Source organism: Micromonospora sp. NPDC047753 (assembly GCF_040642735.1).
Taxonomy (GTDB): Bacteria; Actinomycetota; Actinomycetes; order Mycobacteriales; family Micromonosporaceae; genus Micromonospora.
The window spans coordinates 1-3586 of the sequence record NZ_JBEYSL010000603.1 but is presented as its reverse complement, the minus strand read 5'-3'; the positions used below and the strand labels follow the sequence as shown (position 1 = coordinate 3586).

At 72.3% G+C, this 3586-nt stretch carries 3 protein-coding genes; 2 read left to right on the top strand and 1 reads right to left on the bottom strand.

Annotated elements, in window-relative coordinates; genetic code table 11:
- Positions 1-86 precede the first annotated feature (86 nt).
- Positions 87-1367, top strand: a complete 1281-nt coding sequence (locus ABZ749_RS31700; RefSeq protein WP_357234281.1) for an FUSC family protein — start codon at positions 87-89, stop codon at positions 1365-1367.
- Between the two features lie 85 nt (positions 1368-1452).
- A complete protein-coding gene (locus ABZ749_RS31695; RefSeq protein WP_357234278.1) occupies positions 1453-2490 on the top strand; it encodes an aminotransferase class V-fold PLP-dependent enzyme in 1038 nt (345 codons plus the stop codon).
- Between the two features lie 25 nt (positions 2491-2515).
- On the opposite strand, the gene ABZ749_RS31690 is transcribed toward ABZ749_RS31695, so the two are convergent.
- Positions 2516-3586: acyl-CoA dehydrogenase family protein (locus tag ABZ749_RS31690; RefSeq protein ID WP_357234276.1), on the bottom strand; the 1071-nt coding region annotated here is incomplete at its 5' end.

Below are 3586 nucleotides of genomic sequence, written 5' to 3'. Positions count from 1 at the left end.
CAGACCATCGAGACGCACGCCATGACCTGGGACAACATGGCCAATGAGCTGTTCTCCATCGCCGAGGACCTCATGGCGCCCCGGCGGTGGCCCCGGCCGACCTGGACGTGGCGGTCGGACGGGCCGAGGCGGCGTACCCGGTGGGTTCCGGCCAGGTCCGCGACGCGCCGGACGTACCCCGGTTGTGCCGGGACGCGACGGCGCTGGCCCTCGCGGACCAGGTGCGTGTCTTCGTCGTCGGTTCCCGGGTGGCGACCGGGGCGCGGCCCGGCGGCGGCGACGACTCCTCGGAGCTGTTCGCGTACGCCCGGCGTAGCCCGTGGACGCTGTACTGGTGGCAGTTCCGCTCACACCTGGCGCCGCGCTCGGCCCACCTGCACAGCTCGCTGCGGCTGGCCGTGGCGCTCACCATCGCCCGGGTGGCCGCCGGGGTGTTGGAGCTGACCCACGGCTTCTGGGTGCTGCTGGCCACCCTCACGGTCCTGCGCACGTCCGCCGCCGACACCCGCACGGCGCTGCGACCGGCCGTGCTGGGGACCATCGTCGGTGCGGTCGTCAGCGGCGGGGTGATGCTCGTCGTCGACGAGCCGATCGTGTACGCCGTCGTCCTGCCGGTCACCCTGCTGCTGGCCTTCGGCGTCGGCCGGCTGCTCGGCCCGGTGTGGCAGCAGGCGCTGTTCACAGTGCTGCTGACAGTCGTCTTCGCCCAGCTCAGCCCGGAGGGTTGGCGGCTCGCCGAGGCGCGCCTCGTCGACGTGCTGCTCGGCGCGGTGATCGGCGTGCTCGCCGGGGTGGCGATCTGGCCGCGCGGCGCGGACCACGACCTGCGGCGCAACGCCACCCGCTACCTGGCGGCCAGCGCGGACGCTGTCGAACAGACGGTCCAGGCGATCCTCGGTGACGCTCCGCCGCCCGCGGGCGCCCTCGACCGGGTCCGTAGCCGGATGGTCCTCATCGACTCGTCGTACTGCCAGTACCACTCGGAGCGGCACGATCCGCACCGGCAACAGGTGAACTGGGACGCCGTGCTGAGCGCTGGGCACCACGTCGTGCCCGGAGCGGAGTCGCTGCTGCGGCGCAACCCGCCCGGCTGCCTCGCCGGCTGGCCCGGGGCGGCGACGCTCCTGCGAAACTCCGCCGGGCGCCTGCGATCGGCGTACGACGCGCTCGCCGATGACGTCGCCCACGGCCGGGCATCGGACCAGGAGCCCGTCTCGACCAGCTGCGTCGACCAGTTGGACCGGATCCGTCCGCTCCTCGGCGAGGCCGACCATCAGTCGGTCCGGCACCTGGTGGAGGTCGACAGGTGGCTCGCCAGCCTCGCCGACAGTCTCGCCCGGATCCACCCGCCCGCCTGCCGCCGATGAGCCGGATCCCAGCCCGCCACCGGACGGGCCGCCGATCGCCGATTGGTCGTGCCCGTCGGGCGTCGTTCGGCCTAGCGTCGACGGCATGGAGATCGAGCAGGCACAGAAGCTGTGGGAGCCGGAACCGGGCTGGTTGAACACCGCCAGCTACGGGTTGCCACCGGAGCCGGCGTGGGCGGCGTTGCAGGAGGCTCTCGCGGTCTGGCGGGTCGGTCGTACGTCGTGGGAGGGCTGGGGCGAGTCGACGAGCCGGGCTCGTGTCACCTTCGCCGGCCTCATCGGGGTGCCGGTCGCTGACGTGGCCGTCGGCGCGGCGGTGTCCCAGCTCCTCGCGCCGGTCGCGGCGGCGCTGCCGGCCGGTGCCACGGTGGTGGTCCCCGAGGTCGAGTTCACCTCGAATCTCTTCCCCTGGCTGGTTCAGGAGGAGCGTGGCGTCACGGTCCGCACGGTGCCGCTGGGGTCTCTGGTCGACGCCATCGACGCCGATACCGATGTGGTGGCGTTCAGCCTGGTGCAGTCGGCCGACGGGGCGGTCGCGCCGTACGACGAGATCGTGGCCGCGGCCCGCGCGCACGACGCGCTGGTGGCGGTGGACGCGACCCAGGCGTGCGGCTGGCTGCCGTTCGACGGCAGCCGGGCCGATGTGGTGGCGGTGGGCGGCTACAAGTGGCTGATGAATCCGCGCGGGACCGCGTACGCCTATCTGGCCCCCGGGTTGCGCGAGCGGCTGCGCCCCGACGCGGCCGGCTGGTACGCGGGCCGGGACCCGCACGCCTCCTACTACGGCCCGCCGCTGCGGCTGGCCGACGACGCCCGCCGGTTCGACATCTCACCGGCCTGGTTCAGCTGGGTCGGCGCGGCGCCCGCCCTGGAGGTGGTCGCCGAGATCGGCGTGCCGGCGATCGGGGCGCACAACGTGGCGCTGGCCAACCGGTTCCTGAGCGGGCTGGGTCGGGAGCCGGGGGAGAGCGCCATCGTCAGCGTGGACGTGCCGGACGCGGAGCAGCGTCTGGCGGCGGCCGGTATCCGGGCGGCGGTGCGCGCCGGACGGGTGCGGGCCTCGTTCCACATTTACTCCACCGAGGCCGACGTGGACGCGGCGCTGACGGCGTTGACCGGCTGAACCTGGCACCGAGGACGGCCGGGCGTCAGGCCAGGTGACCACCGATCTTCGTGTAGCCGCGCAGCAGGTCCCGCGAGATGATCAGCCGCTGCATCTCGTCGGTGCCCTCGAAGATCCGGTAGAGCCGGACCTGCCGGTACCAGCGTTCGATCGGCAGCTCCCGGGTGTAGCCCATGCCGCCGTGGATCTGGAGCACCCGGTCGACCACCCGGTTGACCATGCCGGCGCCGTAGAGCTTGCCCATCGACGAGGCGTGCCGGGGGTCCAGGCCCGCGTCGACCGTCCACGCCGAGCGCAGCACCAGCCAGCGGGCCGCCTCCAGCTCCGTCTCCGAGTCGGCGATCATCCACTGGATGGCCTGGTTGGTGCCGATCTTCGTGCCGAAGGTTTCCCGGGTGTTGGCGTACTCGATGGCCATCTGCAACACCCGTTCGGCGATGCCGATGGCGTGCGACGGGATGGTGTAGCGCCCCTTGCCGATCCACTCCATGCCGAGGGTGAAGCCCTGCCCGATCTCACCGAGGATGTTGCGGTGCGGCACGCGTACGCCGTCGAAGATGAGTGACGCGGGCCCGCCCTCACCCATCGTCTGGATGAACTCCGAGCGCCAGCCCATCGACCGGTCCACCAGGAACGCGGTGGCGCCGCCGTTGCGGGCGCCCTTCTCCCGGTCGGTCACGGCGACCACGATGGCGAAGTCGGCGTCGTGACCGCCGGTGATGAAGGTCTTCTCGCCGTCGAGGATCCAGTCGTCGCCGTCCCGGCGGGCGGACAGCCGGATGTTGGCCGCGTCGGATCCGGCGCCCGGTTCGGTGATCGCGAAGCAGGAGCGTCGTTCGCCCTCGATGGTCGGGATGAGGAACTCCCGCTTCTGCTCCTCGGTGGCGTGGAACAGGATGTTGTCCGCCTCGCCGCCGAAGCGGAACGGCACGAACGTGCGGCCCAGCTCGGTCCAGATCAACGACTGGAGTACGGCTGGCAGGTTCATCCCGCCGTACTCCTCCGGGGTGGCCAGGCCCCAGAAGCCGAACTTGCGCGCCTTGAGTTGCAGTTCGCGCACCTCGGAGTGGTCGAGGCCCGGCTGGTGCGCCCGTTC

What these genes read in the sequence shown, in the direction of transcription:
- ABZ749_RS31695 (WP_357234278.1), top strand. Translation starts at nt 1,453, where the DNA reads ATGGAGATCGAGCAGGCACAGAAGCTGTGGGAGCCGGAACCGGGCTGG.